General features: G+C 56.3%; 16 protein-coding genes and 1 tRNA gene. 6 read left to right on the top strand and 11 right to left on the bottom strand.

The window, feature by feature from the left end:
• Positions 1-17 precede the first annotated feature (17 nt).
• A complete protein-coding gene (locus AXW11_RS12005; protein ID WP_091642083.1) occupies positions 18-635 on the bottom strand; it encodes a peptidylprolyl isomerase in 618 nt (205 codons plus the stop codon).
• 241 nt (positions 636-876) lie between these two features.
• On the opposite strand from AXW11_RS12005, the gene AXW11_RS12000 reads away from it, so the two are divergent.
• Positions 877-1614: a cyclic di-GMP-binding domain-containing protein, MshE-related gene (locus AXW11_RS12000; RefSeq protein WP_091642086.1), complete on the top strand. Its 738-nt coding sequence runs from the start codon at positions 877-879 to the stop codon at positions 1612-1614.
• Positions 1615-1656: 42 nt separating this feature from the next.
• Here the strand turns inward: AXW11_RS12000 and AXW11_RS11995 are convergent, their stop codons facing one another.
• The 3 genes from AXW11_RS11995 to flgA all read right to left on the bottom strand — a co-directional run bounded on the left by AXW11_RS11995 (position 1657) and on the right by flgA (position 3344).
• Positions 1657-2127, bottom strand: coding sequence for a flagella synthesis protein FlgN (locus tag AXW11_RS11995; protein ID WP_036208010.1), 471 nt, complete (start codon positions 2125-2127; stop codon positions 1657-1659).
• A 7-nt stretch (positions 2128-2134) separates the two neighbouring features.
• Positions 2135-2461 carry a flagellar biosynthesis anti-sigma factor FlgM gene (flgM, locus tag AXW11_RS11990; protein WP_036208006.1) on the bottom strand — a complete coding sequence of 109 codons (327 nt, stop codon included), beginning with the start codon at positions 2459-2461 and terminating at the stop codon, positions 2135-2137.
• A gap of 178 nt (positions 2462-2639) precedes the next feature.
• Positions 2640-3344, bottom strand: a complete 705-nt coding sequence (gene flgA / locus AXW11_RS11985; protein ID WP_091642089.1) for a flagellar basal body P-ring formation chaperone FlgA — start codon at positions 3342-3344, stop codon at positions 2640-2642.
• A 198-nt stretch (positions 3345-3542) separates the two neighbouring features.
• Here flgA and AXW11_RS11980 point away from each other — a divergent pair, with 198 nt between their 5' ends.
• Genes AXW11_RS11980 through AXW11_RS11970 form a run of 3 tightly spaced genes read left to right on the top strand, consistent with a single transcriptional unit; the run spans position 3543 to position 6542 of the window.
• A complete protein-coding gene (locus tag AXW11_RS11980; protein WP_091642091.1) occupies positions 3543-4475 on the top strand; it encodes a chemotaxis protein CheV in 933 nt (310 codons plus the stop codon).
• Positions 4476-4514: 39 nt separating this feature from the next.
• Entirely contained in the window at positions 4515-5342 is an 828-nt protein-coding gene (locus tag AXW11_RS11975) for a CheR family methyltransferase (RefSeq protein WP_091642094.1), read from the top strand.
• Positions 5343-5351: 9 nt separating this feature from the next.
• The gene (locus AXW11_RS11970; protein ID WP_091642097.1) at positions 5352-6542 is read left to right on the top strand and encodes an MFS transporter; all 1191 of its coding nucleotides are present in this window, start codon (positions 5352-5354) and stop codon (positions 6540-6542) included.
• 4 nt (positions 6543-6546) lie between these two features.
• Here AXW11_RS11970 and AXW11_RS11965 read toward each other — a convergent pair whose 3' ends face one another.
• The 4 genes from AXW11_RS11965 to AXW11_RS11950 all read right to left on the bottom strand — a co-directional run bounded on the left by AXW11_RS11965 (position 6547) and on the right by AXW11_RS11950 (position 10881).
• Positions 6547-7953, bottom strand: coding sequence for a sodium-dependent transporter (locus AXW11_RS11965; protein WP_091642099.1), 1407 nt, complete (start codon positions 7951-7953; stop codon positions 6547-6549).
• Positions 7954-8012: 59 nt separating this feature from the next.
• Entirely contained in the window at positions 8013-9074 is a 1062-nt protein-coding gene (locus tag AXW11_RS11960) for a Glu/Leu/Phe/Val family dehydrogenase (RefSeq protein WP_091642102.1), read from the bottom strand.
• A 550-nt stretch (positions 9075-9624) separates the two neighbouring features.
• On the bottom strand, positions 9625-10275 hold the full coding sequence (locus tag AXW11_RS11955; RefSeq protein ID WP_091642104.1) for a cupin domain-containing protein: 651 nt from the start codon (positions 10273-10275) through the stop codon (positions 9625-9627).
• A 75-nt stretch (positions 10276-10350) separates the two neighbouring features.
• Positions 10351-10881: an isochorismatase family protein gene (locus AXW11_RS11950; protein WP_091642107.1), complete on the bottom strand. Its 531-nt coding sequence runs from the start codon at positions 10879-10881 to the stop codon at positions 10351-10353.
• 237 nt (positions 10882-11118) lie between these two features.
• On the opposite strand from AXW11_RS11950, the gene AXW11_RS11945 reads away from it, so the two are divergent.
• Positions 11119-11209 (top strand) — tRNA-Ser (locus tag AXW11_RS11945).
• A gap of 59 nt (positions 11210-11268) precedes the next feature.
• Here AXW11_RS11945 and AXW11_RS11940 read toward each other — a convergent pair.
• The 3 genes from AXW11_RS11940 to AXW11_RS11930 are packed head-to-tail and all read right to left on the bottom strand — an operon-like array spanning position 11269 to position 13133.
• Complete coding sequence (locus tag AXW11_RS11940) at positions 11269-12216, bottom strand: AEC family transporter (protein ID WP_091642110.1); 948 nt, start codon at positions 12214-12216, stop codon at positions 11269-11271.
• Between the two features lie 11 nt (positions 12217-12227).
• Entirely contained in the window at positions 12228-12503 is a 276-nt protein-coding gene (locus AXW11_RS11935; RefSeq protein WP_091642113.1) for an acylphosphatase, read from the bottom strand.
• A gap of 30 nt (positions 12504-12533) precedes the next feature.
• Complete coding sequence (locus AXW11_RS11930) at positions 12534-13133, bottom strand: DUF938 domain-containing protein (protein WP_091642116.1); 600 nt, start codon at positions 13131-13133, stop codon at positions 12534-12536.
• Positions 13134-13344: 211 nt separating this feature from the next.
• Between AXW11_RS11930 and AXW11_RS11925 the strand changes: the two genes are divergently transcribed.
• Entirely contained in the window at positions 13345-14952 is a 1608-nt protein-coding gene (locus AXW11_RS11925) for a methyl-accepting chemotaxis protein (RefSeq protein ID WP_091642119.1), read from the top strand.
• Positions 14953-15213: the final 261 nt, after the last annotated feature.

Genomic DNA, 15213 nt, shown 5'->3' with positions numbered 1-15213 from the left:
TCAGTAGGCTTAACGGGCTACTCTGTCGCGGTATCGGTTTGCCGAACCGAAACGCTACGAATAATGACGGGTTCCTGGGGTACATCCGCCATGCCTCGGGATCTCACCGTTTTCTTGCTGGCGATGGCATCCACGACACCCATTCCCCCTGTTACCTTACCAAATACCGCGTAGCCCGGGCCGCGGACACCTGCGTTCAGGAAATCGTTGTCGGTCAGGTTGATAAAAAACTGGGACGTGGCGGAGTCCGGTGAGCTTGTGCGGGCCATGGCGATGGTTCCGCGAAGGTTTTTGGCGGTTGGCCTGGCTTCGTTCCGGATGGGGCTACGGGTCTGCTTCTGGTTTAGATCCTGATCAAAACCGCCGCCCTGGATCATGAAACCTGGAATGACCCTATGGAACAGCGTTCCCTCGTAGAACCCGTTTTTGGCATAGGTAATAAAATTCTCAACGGTCTCGGGAGCGATGTCCGGGCGCAGAGTCACCTCAATGGCACCTTCGCTGGTTTCAATAATCACCTGGGGCAGCTCATTCTGTTGCCCTTCTGCCGCCAGGCAGTTGCCGATACCCAGCATGAAGGTTACAGATAGAGCGATTTGCATCACATAACGAAACGGTTTTACGAAATTTGTCATTCTATAATGGCTCACGTAGTTAGTTCAGGGAATAGTAGGTAGCTTCGGGAATGTTTGCTGCGATACTGTTCCCATGAATCCAGTCTGTTGCAGGATGTTAGCAGATAATACTTGTCAAGTCGGGCATATTCCCTGCGGAGTTCATGACTATCAGCTAACCTTTTATCGCATCAGTGGCATTGATGCACTCTGACCGGGCCAGGTTGTACGGCAATCACTGTGAAGCTATTGGAGGCATACCTTGAAAATCCGTCAGGGCTTCGAAGAAAAATCCCGTCTCGGTCGGTTGCTGATAAACCGGGGATACCTTTCCGAAATTCAGTTGGAAGAGGGCCTGCGCCTACAGCATGAGACCGGTCAGCGGCTCGGCGAGGTGTTTATACAGTCCGGCTGGATTACCGAGCGCGAGTTGCATCGGGTTCTCAAGCACCAATCCCGTTACCGCAACGCGGCTGCACTGGTCACTATGGCGGTATTGCCTTTTCAGCCATTGGTCAGTTTTGCCGCTGGCAGCACCACGAATGATTCACGAGACGTTACGGACGCCGCGCAATTGTACGAGCGTGCCGGTTTGGCGCCGCTTAATGACGACGAGATGGCCGGCGTGTCGGGGCAGGGTGATCAATCCTTGTTGGATCGTATCGCCACGGTATCTGCCATGACCGGAAGTAACGACGGGACAGGAGAGGTTGATCCGGATGTCATCGAAGGCCTGAAACTAACAGCGAACATTTTCGTGCCGGTGCTGAACTTCCTGGATTCTGATCTGACGATATCCGGTGTGCATTATCGGGATGATGTTCCCCGTTACATGGTTCGTGACGATGGCGGACTCACCCTGGCGTTCCCGGAAAGGATCGAACAGATCCGCATGGACAATATACGGGTCAGCGGCAGTCAGGGACCGTCCATGGGGAACATTGCACTCGACAATATCCGCTTCCATCCCGATTCACAGATGACGATCTATACTCGCTGATGGGATGCGTTGGGCTCCGACGTTTGCGGAGCCCAGAAGCCGTCAGGCGCTCGCCAGAACGGTACGGTGTGATACGGCCTTTTGCTCGCCCTGAGCACCGTAGAGGGTCTGGTGCCCGGAAACGCCGCGGAATATATCAGTAAGACGTGAAAGGCGCTTCTGAAGGTGACTGACAACCCGCCCATTATTGCTATTCAACTGGTGACAGGTCTTAAGGCGTTCGTCGGCCTCCCGCCACAAGTCGTAAACATCTGACAGGCCGGCGCTGAGAATAAACCGTGAGGGTGCTCCGTTTTCAGGTCGAAACCCCATCGACACCAGAAGGCGGATTTTGAGTTTGGCCCGTTCACGAATCTGACCCAACAGAGTGTTTTTCTCGCCAGTCAGTGATTCGAGTTTACGGATATCAGATGTGGAAAGGCAGGCTTTTTCCTGCTGCAGGACGTCCGCCAGGGATTCGAGTTGACGGATATCCTGAGATAAAAGGTCTTTCAGTTCATCAATTGCGGCCATGATCTACTCACCCGAAAATGCTTTCATCCATCTCAAGCATTTTCTGGGCCAGTTTCTCTGCATCAACCTTGTAGGAGCCGCTTTCAAGGGCAGAGCGGATCTGCTCGATACGGTCATCGTCCATTTCCGGATAACTGCCGAGCTTTTGTTCGAGCTGTTTCAGGTTCTTCGCCTGGCTGCTCAAATTGACATTTTCACCACGGGCGCCTTGCGCCTGGGTCTTTGCCTGCTCAGCTGTAGAGGGCTGAGTGCTCTGGGTAGCGGAAGATTTATCGGCCGTGGTTTTCTGGGTGTTGACCTGGCCTGGGCCTATTCCATTAAAGTCAACTGACATAACGTTACCTGCTTAACTGGTCGGCCGCGTTGGGCGGCTCCAAAATTTCATACCTGTCTATCGGCATGGCCTGACGTTTCTTTAGCGATTTTTGCAAGAGTTAAATGACACTCTTGTCATCTTTCCAAAAAACCGGCAACAGATTGCCGTTTCCGGTGAATCAATGCCGGGAACGAGGTTACATGGGAATCTCGACATGCCCGGGAGCAGTCACACGGGCACGCACGGTGCGGGAGGACGAGAGGTTCTCAACCAGAACCTGTTCTCCAATCCCGGCACTAGCCAGGGCCTTACCCCTTGAGTTTACCGAAAAATTTCCGCTGCGGGCGCTGATGATAACATGGTCTCCGCGTTCGATCGCTGCCGGAGCCAGCACCAAATCCGGTGTAAATACGGTACCGGCGTTCACGCCGCGGCGCATTTCCATGCCCATTAACTGGTCGACATTGGTTATTGCGCCCCGTCGAATCGAATTCACCACCACGTTATCCGACTGTATTGCCGCTTTTGTCAGTCGTTCGCCGCGCCCCAGGGGGCGGGCGGCGACCATGGCTTCACCGGTTATCGTGACGGATACCGGAAGGAACATGCGCCAGGGGCGCTCGCCCTCGCAGGAAACCAGTAGCGAGGGTTGGGTGGTTCTCCAGGGGTCGCCGCTGAACGATACGCTGAGTGGGGTATCACAGGTTGCGAGCGAGAGGCGTGCGTCGAGTTGGCCAGTATCGTGGGAAACCGTAAAGCCTTCGTTTGCCTGAGCCTCTGAAAATGCCTCCAGAAATTGTTCCGCGCTGCTTTGAATTTGTTCGGCCGTGGTCGTGGAGGCCATTGCCGGGCCGGCTGTTACGGCGAATAACAATATGATGGCGAAATTGGTAATGCGCATACGCGGCAGTTTGTCCTATGCTGTCATTAACCGGGTAAAGCCCCGAGTTCAGGAATATCCTAATGATTTCCGGATTCGGCCGTTAAGCCTATCGAGTGAGTCAATAAACCGGCACATAGCCGGTTCCACGCGACTTTCTAGAATAACGCAGCAAGATGCGTGCCGGCAGCAAGACGTTTCGAGTGGGAGATATAAACGATGGCAGGGGTATTGGACAGTGTAAATCAGCGCACCCAGCTGGTGGGCCAGAATCGTCTGGAGCTTCTGTTATTTCGCCTTCGTGGCCGGCAGATGTACGGCATCAACGTCTTCAAGGTCAAGGAAGTGTTGCAGTGCCCCAGGCTGTCGTCGTTGCCGAACAGTCGCCCTATGGTTCGGGGCGTGGCCCATATTCGTGGCGAGACCATCCCTATCATTGACCTTGGTATGTCAATCCGGCTTCCCGGTATTCCCAAGGAAGAGATGGCCACCAGCTTCGTGATCATTACTGAGTACAACCGAAAAACCCAGGGTTTCCTGGTGGCTGGTGTCGACCGCATCGTGAATATGAACTGGGAAGACATCCTGCCGCCACCCAAGGGGGCGGGCAAAGACGTTTACCTGACAGCGGTAACGCACTTTGAAGACAAGCTGATTGAGATTATCGATGTTGAAAAGATACTCTCTGAAGTCTCTCCGTTTGAGGAGGATGTCACCGAAGACGTCCGCAACCGCAGTTCAGAGCGGGTGCCCGGCCATCTACCAGTGCTCGTTGTGGATGATTCCGCAGTGGCCCGACGTCAGATAGAGCGGTGCCTCACGGCCATCGGTATGGAGGTGGTGACAAAAAATGACGGCAAGCAGGCCCTGGATTATCTAAAAGAAGTTACGGCAGATGGTTCCCAGGCCGTCGACCACCTGTGTCTGATCATATCCGATGTCGAAATGCCGGAAATGGACGGGTACACTTTGGTCACCAAGTGCAAAAATGAGCCTGCAATCAAGGACGTATTCATCATGCTGCACACGTCCTTGAGTGGCGTGTTCAACAAGGCAATGGTGCAGAAGGTAGGCGCTGACGATTTCATGGCAAAATTCAGCCCCGATGAGTTGGCTGAAAGGGTTATGGAAATTGTCGATCGCGAGCAGTGACGCCGGTGTCACTTCCGACCCACTCGATACTGAGATCCAATGAAAGCTGAGATAACCCCACAGGAATACGAGGCGTTTAAGACATTCCTGCAGGATGCGTGTGGAATTTTGCTCGGGGACAACAAGCAGTACCTGGTGAAAAGCCGGTTACGGCGGATCATGGAAGAGAACAAGTTGAGTACCCTGGGTGATCTGCTGGATCGCGTGAAGCGAACCGGTCGCAGCAGTTTGAAGGAAGTCGTGATCGATGCGATGACGACGAATGAGACACTTTGGTTCAGGGACAATCACCCGTTCCGCATCCTGCAGGAAAAGCTGCTGCCGGAGTTCGGCGACAGAAAATCAGCGCAGTCACTCCGTATCTGGTCGGCAGCCTGCTCGACAGGGCAGGAGCCCTATTCGGTAGCGATGATTATTGAAGAATTTCGTCGCCAACGGCCGGGTAGGCTGCGGGATGTGAAGATCACCGCCACCGACATCTCCAAAAGCGTTCTTGAGGTTGCGCGCCGTGGCGAGTATGAGATGATTGCCATTGGCCGGGGACTGTCGCCCGAGCGTCAGAAGCAGTTTTTCACTCCCGCGATGAATGGTAGCTGGCAAATCCGACCGCAGATCAAGAGCATGGTTGAGTTCCGGGAACTCAACCTGCTCGAACGCTACATGCTCGGAAAGTTTGATATCGTTATGTGCCGGAACGTACTGATCTATTTCTCGGCAGAGCTTAAAAAGGACATCCTGACCCGTATCCATGCCACCCTCAATCCCGGTGGTTACCTGATACTGGGAGCATCGGAATCGCTGAACGGGTTGCCTCATCTCTACGAAATGGTGCAGTGCCACCCAGGTATCATCTACCGCAAAAAATAGGCCCACCCAATGCCGATCAATGTATGGATACTGGTCGCCGCCCAGGCGCTTGCCATGTGTACAGCGCCTTTTATCGTTTTTATCGGAAGCATTCACGGACGTCTTCTGGCGCCATCGCCTGAGTGGGCAACCCTGCCCGTGGGCCTTGTGGTTGTTGGTACGGTGCTGACTATCAAGCCTGCTACGTGGATGATGGAGCGTCTGGGGCGCAAGCCGGTTATGTTGCTTGGCGCGCTGGCGGGTACGATGTCCGGATTGTTCGGTACGCTGGCAGCCTGGAGCGCAAGTTTCCCGTTCTTGTGCGTTGCGGCGGTTGTGGGTGGAACCGGGCTGGCGGTGGTTCACCAATACCGCTTTGCGGCCATGGAGTCGGTGGCGCCCGAGATGGCTGGCTCCGCCGCAGCCAGGGTACTTCTCGGTGGTCTTGTAGCGGCGTGGCTGGGGCCGGAAATTGCGCTTGTCGGTGGTGGAGGTCAAGCCGAATACCCTTTCATGGGCGGCTGGCTTGCACTGAGTGTCGTGCAGGTGCTTGCCATGGTCGTACTGGTATTCGGGTACCGCGCCAGCGGGGAGCGAGTCCGGGAAGCCTTGGGGGAGGGCGGTCGCCCGATGACCGACATCCTGAGGCAACCGGTCATATGGGCGGCGATCAGTGCCGCCGCCATCGGTTATGCCCTCATGAGTTTTATCATGACGGCAACACCGCTGAGTATGACAGAAGTGGCCGATCACCCGCTTGAAGATGCCAAGTGGGTCATTCAGATTCACATCATGGCCATGTATTTGCCGTCGCTGGTCAGTGGCTGGTTAATTCGTGTGGTGGGTATTCCGAGGATGATGGGGCTGGGATTGCTGGCCTATCTGGGGTGTGTGGCCCTGGCGTTCAGCGGTATCAGCTTTCACCACTACCTGTTTGCACTCATCCTGTTGGGGGTTGGCTGGAACTTCCTGTTTGTTGGTGGCACCACGCTGTTGCCGCAGGGATATCGCGATGAGGAGCGGTTCCGTGTTCAGGGGCTCAACGACCTGATGGTATTCGGCTCGCAGGCGACAGCTGCACTGAGTGCTGGTGCGGTATTGGCGGCGTTTGACTGGAATGGACTGTTGCTGATTGCCATACCGTTCCTGGTGTTACACGGTGTCTTGATGGCCGTTTGGCTGATAAGCCGGCCCCAGAACAGGGGCCGGCATCCCGCTTGATTGGTTATACCAGGTTGTAGACGAACACGACGGCGACAGCAACGGGTGTGAAGTAACGCAGGACGCGATACCAGACCGAGAATGTGCCCGGTGACATGCCCAGTTCGCTTTCCAACGCCTGTCGAGACATTGTCCAGCCGACAAACACGGCGACCAGCAGTCCACCCAGGGGCAGCAGGATATTTGCGGTCAGGAAATCCAGAAGGTCGAAGATGGTTTTGCCTTCGAACATCGCAAACATGCCCAGCGGTGTCACGTCCGACCACAGGTTCAGTGAAAGCACGGAGGCCACACCCAGTAACCAGCAGACGATGCCTGCTCCGACGGTGCTCACCGTACGGTTCAACCCCTTCTGTTCCTCAAGCCATTCGACAATGGGCTCCAGCAGCGAAATGCCGGATGTCCAGGCGGCAAAGATCAGCAACACGAAGAACAGCGTACCGAAGAGGCTGCCCATAGGCATTTGCCCGAATGCCAGTGGCAGGGTTTGGAAGATCAGGCCGGGACCGGCGCCTGGCTCAAGGCCATTGGCAAATACGATTGGGAAAATAGCCAACCCGGCCAGCAAGGCCACGGCGGTATCCATGATCGAGACGGTCACGGAGGTTTTGGCGATGGAGATGTTTTTTGGCAGATAGGAGCCGTAGGCCATCATGACGCCCATGCCGAGGCTGAGCGTGAAGAAGGCGTGGCCCAGGGCAACCAAAACGCCCGAAGTGGTGAGCTTCGAGAAGTCGGGCTGGAACAGGAAGGCGACGGCCTGGCCAAAGTGGCCAGTGGTCATCGCATAGCCCACGACAATCAGCAGGAGCACGAACAGGGCCGGCATCAGAATGCTGACGGCACGCTCAAGCCCGGAACGTACACCTCGTGCAACCACGACCATCACCAGCGCCATGAACAGGGTGTGCCACAGAAGCAGCTTGATGGGATCGCCCAACAGGCCGGAGAAAATGGCGCCTATGGACTCAGCCGACTGGCCCGCCAACTGTCCGGTGGCGGCGGTGCCGACATAGGAAATTGCCCATCCGCCGATCACCGAATAGAAAGAGAGGATCAGGAACCCCGCCAGAACCCCGACGGCCGCCACCCAACGCCAGGCCGGTTTCAGGCCTTCCTGGCTGGTTATGGCCCGCATGCTGTTAACGGGGCTGTGACCGCCACGGCGACCGACTAATACCTCGGCCATCATAATGGGTAGGCCCACCGCCGCAATGCACAGCAGGTATACCAGGACGAAGGCGCCACCGCCGTTTTCACCGGTGATGTAGGGGAATTTCCAGATATTACCCAGGCCCACTGCTGAGCCCGTCGCGGCAAGTATGAATGCCAGGCGCGAAGACCACAGCCCACGCTTGGCTGTCGCCTGGCCCATGGCACCGCCTTCAGCGGATGAAGAAGCATTACTCATTGTATTCTCCTGCTTACTGTTTTTGTTTTCGGGGGAGTGAGTGGCGGCGTTAGCCACCATCAACGGGATTTATGCCGGAATCGCTCCTCTGCGAGTTGATCGGCGATCTGCCCGGTGGGCAGGCCATCGCGATCCGAGCGCTGGAAGATTTCCTCCAGGGTATTGGCTATGGAATCGACGTGTTTGCGAACGGCCTGGGGGTCGGGTCCCTTGCGCTCGTAACACACGTCGATAATGCCGCCAGCGTTGATTACAAAGTCTGGGGCATAGAGCACTCCACGTTCGAAGAGGGCCTGGTCATGAGCCTGGGTGGCCAACTGATTGTTAGCGGCGCCGGCCACGATGGTGGCCTGTAGCTTACGAATGGAGTGATCATTCAGGACAGCGCCCATGGCACAGGGCGCAACCACGTCTACCGGCAGGTAGAGAATTTCGTCGGCGCTAGCCGGCGTCGCGCCCAGCTCGGCAACCGCCCGATCCATCTGGTCCTGGTGGACGTCGTAGACCCAGAGTTTCGCGCCAGCTTCTTTCAGGTGTCGAGCCAGGCGGTAACCAACGTTGCCGATGCCCTGAATCGCCACATTCAACCCCTCAAGGTCGCTACGGCCGAGCTTGTGCTTAACGGCAGCATTAATGCCCACAAAGGTGCCCCAGGCCGTGGCCGGAGAGGGGTCACCGTTGCTGGGCCTGCCATCAAAACCCGGGCGTTCGCTGATGCCGGCCACATTGGACGTTTTACGGCCCATGACCTGGAGGTCGGCTACGCTGGTGCCCGAGTCCTCGGCAGCGATGTACAGTCCGCCAAGCTGTTCCAGGAAACGCCCCATGGATTCAAGCAGGGCTTCGGTTTTGTGCTGGCGTGGATCGCCGATGATGACGGACTTGCCACCGCCGAGGTCAAGGTTGGCCAGTGCCGACTTGTAAGTCATCCCCCGGGACAGGCGGAGAACGTCTGTCAGTGCTTCTTCGTCGCTGGCGTAGGGATACATGCGGCATCCGCCCAGCGCGGGTCCACGGGAGGTATTGTGTACGGCAATAATGGCGCGCAGCCCGGTCTCTGGATCGCAGCAAAACGTCAGATGTTCGTGGTGGTCGAATTCAGGATGCGTAAATACAGTCATTGTTTGGATTCCTTTTGCTCCGGGTGGTTCTTGCACAGGGATTCGCCCTTGTGACGGAGGCCGGCGGTAGATTGCGGGCGCTGCCGAAACTCAATCGCTATCGGGTGTTGGACGCGATTAACTGCCGGTCGGATTTGGTAGTTGTATGAGTTTGGATAGTCGTGAAAGATCCGGTCGGAGCGATCGGGATGCACAAAGCGTCAGAGAAAGGAAAGGAGCTGTAGGGTGTTGCAGGGTGTGGGCGCATGGGCCCATGCACAGGGACTGATTTACCAGTGACATGCTGAAATCCTCTTCCACAAGGCCGGATCACGGCTTCCGTGGTCATTTTATTGTTATGCCCCGGCAGATAGGCCGGTTGGCATGATTTCATGTGTCGATACCCTTTTGGGGTTCAACGAGAGAAGACTAGATAGCTTTTACATCGTCGTCAATGGTTGAAATTCATGCATTTTTTGGTGATTTTGAAAATTCCAGCGGTAACAGGTAGATAGATCTACTTTACGTAAACGTAAATATTTTTTAGAGCTCAGATCGGCTGGCCGGCTCGTTATACAGGAAGGTGGCCGGTTTTTACCCAGATGACCGTTTCTTCGTCGACAAAAGGGTGATGCTGGCTCATATGGGGGCTTCGTATCCAGGTGCCTGCAGGGTAACGTCCGTTTTCGTCGCAGAACTCGCCTGACAGCACCAATATCTCTTCGCCTCCAAAATGTCGGTGGGGCTGGAATTTCTCGTTTGCGGGCCATTTCACCAGCGCCACGTGTTCGTGTTCGAACTCGTGCAATGGCATTACTTTCAAGCCACCGATACCAGGCAACCAGTCAGCGGTACTGGTGTCGATGCGCACAGTCGCTGTGTCACGCTCATCGAATTGATGGAGCTTCACAAGCAATACGCAGCCTTCTTTGCTGAATGGCGCGTGGCCACTGCCGGGAGGATTGCGGAGGTAGGTGCCTTTACCGTAATCCCCGGTTTCGTCGGAAAACACTCCTTCAAGTACCAGGATTTCCTCGCCCAGTGGATGTTCATGCCGATTGAAGCTGGCGCCGGGCTCATAGCGCACGATGCTCGTGGCGTGGCCACGCTCGGCCTCTTCACGGGCGAGGGGTTTACGGAGTACGCCGCCAGCCGGGCTGGGGATCCATTCCTTTTCACCGGTCTGAATGACGACTTTCTGGCTGAAGTCCATGTTGAGCATGGCGATCTCCGGTTATGTCATTTGACCGTCAGTACGACGACTGCCCGGTGCCGGACTTATCCGTTTCCGGTGACGCTATCTGATTAATCGCTGAACGTCCCGGAAGCGCGGATGTTCGCTGTGTTGCATCCACTCAAAGGCGACCATTTCAACGGTCACAATGGTGGCGCCGGCTTTGTGCAGGCGTTCGAGGGCCGCGTCACGATCATTGTCATGGCGGGAGCCGGTGGCGTTCTCGACCACCCACACGCCGAAACCGGCCGCCAGAAGCGAAAGGGCGGATTGCAGCAGGCACACATGGGCTTCACAGCCACCAATAATGATCTGCTTGCGATCATTGGGGATGGCCTTCAGCAGGCCGCCGCCACAGGCGTCAAAGTGGATCTTGGTGACCGTCTGATCGGCAAGGGCGGCTACTTCATCGGCGTTGTGGCCCAACTTTTCGGGAATCTGCTCGGTGACAATCACCGGCACCTCCATGAGCCGGGCAATTTGAGCCAGCTTCACGGATTCCGACAGCACCGATTCGCCATGACTAATGACTGGCATCAGCTTTTTCTGAAGGTCGATCAGAACCAGTGTTGATTGTTCCGCGCTCATCAGCATAAACGTTTCCTCCCTGCAGGCGGGTTCTTGTTTAATCCCAGTATTGCACAAAGCCCTGGCTGGTTCTCGCCCCGAATACACTGGCAGTGTGTCGATCATGGCCGATGCCGACCAAGAAGTGAGTGGGAGAAAGGATTTTTAAATTGGAGTTGCCAAACCGGAACAAAACCATTAGAGTTTGCGCCCTCAAATGAGCGACGACGTTGCTGATTTGGAACGGTTTATTTAAAGAGTATTGGAGAGGTGGCCGAGTGGCTGAAGGCGCACGCCTGGAAAGTGTGTATACGTTAATAGCGTATCGAGGGTTCGAATCCCTCCCTCTCCGCCAATACCAGACCCCAGCAGGAATGCTGGGGTTTTTTATTGTCGGGCCGGAAAACGCGGCGCTCAAGCCAGCCCGGCAGTCCGCAACACAAACACCCCGGCGGTAACCGTTACACTGGCCATCAACGTGGTCAGCGCCACGATATTGGCTGCCAAGCGGTCGTTGCCGCCCAGCGCCTTGACCATGACAAAGCTGGCCGCTGCCGTCGGGCTGGCGAAGAACAGGAACATCAGCCCAAGTTCCCGTCCTTCAAACCCGGCCAGCCAGGCCGCGAATGTACACAATACCGGTAACGTCACCATCTTCATCACACTTGCACTGATCGCGAGCTTGCGATCGGTACGCATGGCGCTTAAGGACAGCGTTCCGCCAATGCACATCAGCGCCAGGGGCAAGGTAAGTGACGCGAAATAGTCCCCACTGGTCATTAGCCAGTTCGGCAGTTGCAGCCCGGACCAGGCAAAGGGAACCGCGACTACGACGGCCAGGATGAGAGGGTTGCGCCCGATGTCCCCGAGAATGCGTCCCCAACTGGTCGCCTGGCCCGGCTGATAGGCCGTCAGGACGACCACAGAGAGTGCGTTGTACGAAATAATGACCACGCCCAGCAGGAGGCCCCCGGCTGAAAGGCCGAAGTCGCCATAGAGGCTGGCCGCCAGGGCGAGGCCCACGATACCGCAGTTGCCTCTGAAAGCGCCCTGGACATACACACCCCGGTCAATCGTTGGTGCGGCACGCATGGCCCAAAGCCAGCAGAAGACAAAGCTGGCCAGGGTTGCGGCTACGAAGAATCCCAGCAGTGCAGGGTTGAGGGTAGTATCAAGGTCTGCGCGTACAATACTGAGGAATACCAGTGTTGGCAGAGTGGCGCGGAAGACCAGCGCCGACGCTGTGTTGATAAAGTTGGTATCGATCCAGCCGAGGCGCCTGAGACCAAGGCCGATAAACACCATGGCGAATACCGGCAGCGTGGTCTCCAGGGTATGAAGGAATGTTCCGAGTAGTGTCATTCAACCGGTGGTTACCGAACTCCAAAGTTTGTGAAATCACCGGTTGCAGAGTCTTCGGTGGCATTGATCTTGTCGACGATTGCGGAGGGAGGGCCGTCTCGACACCACTGTCTCAGTGAAACCAGTGACGCTGGCGGGCCCTCTGCAACGATTTCTACGCGGCCATCCGGCAGGTTTCTGACGTAGCCGGTGACACCCAGGCTGTTTGCCATGTCGGCCGCGGAGGCGCGATAGCAGACCCCCTGAACCTTGCCGCTGATCAGCATCGTGAGTCTCTGGTGGCTCATTGCGTGATCCCTCCTGAATCGAGTGGCTGTTTACAGTTTACGCCATACCAGCAGTCGATTGTTGGCAGGCATATCGAAATCGCTTTCAAGCCCGAAACGAACTCGCCCTGCCAGTTCCAGCATGTCATCCATATTACGGATGCCCATATGGGCGGCCTGACTCCGAAGGTGGTGATCAAACCGGCGATTGCTGTCGCTGGTAAATTGCCCTTCGTAGTTAAACGGACCATAGAGGCAGAACAGGCCGCCCGCAATGAGGCGCTTGGCCAGCCCCGCAAACATTGCCTCTACCTCTTCCCACGACATGATGTGAGCCGTGTTGGCGGAATAGGCCCCATCAATAGTGTCTACCGGCCAGCTTCCTAGGGAAACATCCAACTCAAGTGGTGGACGGATATTGGCAAGCGCGGCCTCCTGGATCCAGCCCAGGGAATGACCAGCGCCTCCAGGCCGATCACTGGGTTGCCACGTCAAGTGGGAGAGCTCTGCGGCGAAATAAACGGCGTGCTGCCCCGTTCCCGTTCCGATCTCCAATATGGTGGCCGGCTCGGTGAACACCGTTTTGATGCATTCCAGTATTGGTTGCCTGTTATTTGCACAGGCCTGTGAGAAAGGCTTGCTGTGGACCATCGTTTACGCCTGTTTGGAATCAGTGCCAACCTAAAGAATATCGCGCTGGGCGCAATGGGTAAAAGAATGAGCGTAGGGGATTTCCCGCGTATTCGACATTCGATGATGGTCTATCGGAGGCTTCCCGACTGGAAAATGGCGCCATTCGCGACATAAAAGTGTCACAAAACAGGCATAAGCTCCATTGGACGATACCCCCAGTGGAGATACCATGCTCAGAACTGTCCGCAGCCGTATTCTGTTCTTTTCCTTTCTTTCAGTGTTTGCTTTGGCCGCATTGGCGTTCCTGTCATGGAGCATTATGACTCGTGCGGAGTCTGCTTCAGAGGCATTGGTCCGGGAAAATCTTTCGGAGTCCTGGCTGCTGGAAGACCTGGAACAGGACCATCGCCGGCTGCAGGATCTTGCCTACAAGATCAAGGCACAGCTGATGCTCTGGGATGAAATCGATGTGGAATTTCAGGCTTTGACAGCGGCGTTGCCAGAGCACTGGCAATCTATCGAGGATAATGCCGGGCTGAGCGAGTGGGCGACGGAAAATCGAGCGTTGTTTGAGAGCGTGCTGGCGCTCATCGAATCCATGAGGCCCGGTATTGAAGGACGTAGCTACTATCGAGTAGGGCAAGTGGTGGATTTTGATCTGTTTCCGGCCCTCGGCCCCATGCTGGCGGCGATCAACAACCGCAAGGAAGCCAGCCGTACAACCATTGAAGTCAGTAGCCAGGACCTGCTGGCTTTCCTGGATGCCCAGAAAATCTGGCTGTTGGCGGGCTCTGCTGTATTCCTGATGTCTGTGGTCTTGATGACGCTCTGGCTTCGGCGTTCAGTGATTGGCCGTCTGCAGTTGCTGGAGGCCGGGCTGAGGGAAATGGACGAAACCTCGGATCTCTCCCGGCGTCCGGTTATTACCGGGCATGATGAAGTGGCTGGTGTGACCCGCGCATTGGTAGGGTTGGTCAGCCGTTTTGAACTCTTTATCGGAGAGGTGAGGACGGCTGCCCACAGCATCAATGACCGATCTGTGTCACTGGATTCCCAGGCCGAAGGCGTGCAGGCGTCCACCGATACCACCCGCCGACAAATCCATGATGTCAGCCAGTCCATGGCGGCGATTGCCGGCCAGGCGTCGGCCATTGATTTAGCCACCGAAAACTCGGCCACTACGGTTCGAGACGCCGTGGCGGCCAATGCGGTCGTTCAGGAAGGGCTCAGAAACAGTGAGCAGGCTGCTGAACACACCGTGGAGGTGATTGGTCGGGTTTCCCTTTCTATACAGGCATTGAGTGAGTCCTCAGGTAAGATTGAGAGCGTGATCGGCGTGATTGCCGATATCGCGGAGCAGACCAATTTGCTGGCCCTTAATGCAGCGATTGAAGCGGCCCGTGCCGGCGAACACGGTCGGGGATTTGCCGTAGTGGCAGACGAAGTGCGCACCCTGTCGAAGCGTACGTCCGATTCGACCAGGGAAATCCGCCAGTGGGTGACTGACCTGGTAACCGGGGTTTCTGGCGTCGAGGGCCTGCTGGATGAAATGCGGGACGCTGGAGGCATGAACCGACGGAACCTTGATGCGCTGAAAAACCACCTGGAGCGGCTGGGGAACCAGTTTACGGAGTTGGAAAACTGCAGTGCTGAAATTGGGGACGCGGTTGCCGTCCAGAGGGAGGAGATTGATCGCGTCGGGCGACGGTCCAGAGCGCTTGATGACAGCTCAGGCTCCTTGATTACCAGCGTTGATAATACCCGCCAGATCAGCGAATACCTGCGACAGGAATCGCTCACCATGCGTCAACTGATCTCACGATTTAAGGCGGCCTGATCCCTCGGCCAATGCTCAGTAGTGACAAAAAAGGCCCGTAATCGGTCTTCTACAGCCCCGTAAAACCCATTACCATGGCCGCTTTGAGGTGGAATCGACCATGACCGACGAAGCAGGCCAGGAGCCCCAGCCGGACCCGCGCGAAGAAAAATTCGTAGTGGATGTGGAGTTGCTTTCAGAGGACCAGCTTGATGGGCTGGTTGACGAATACTGCACGCGGTACCACGGGCTGAACGACACCGAGAACCCGATGGCAGAGCG

Source organism: Marinobacter sp. Hex_13, from assembly GCF_001566815.1.
Taxonomy (GTDB): Bacteria; Pseudomonadota; Gammaproteobacteria; order Pseudomonadales; family Oleiphilaceae; genus Marinobacter; species Marinobacter salarius.
This window is presented reverse-complemented; position numbering and strand designations above follow the sequence as displayed.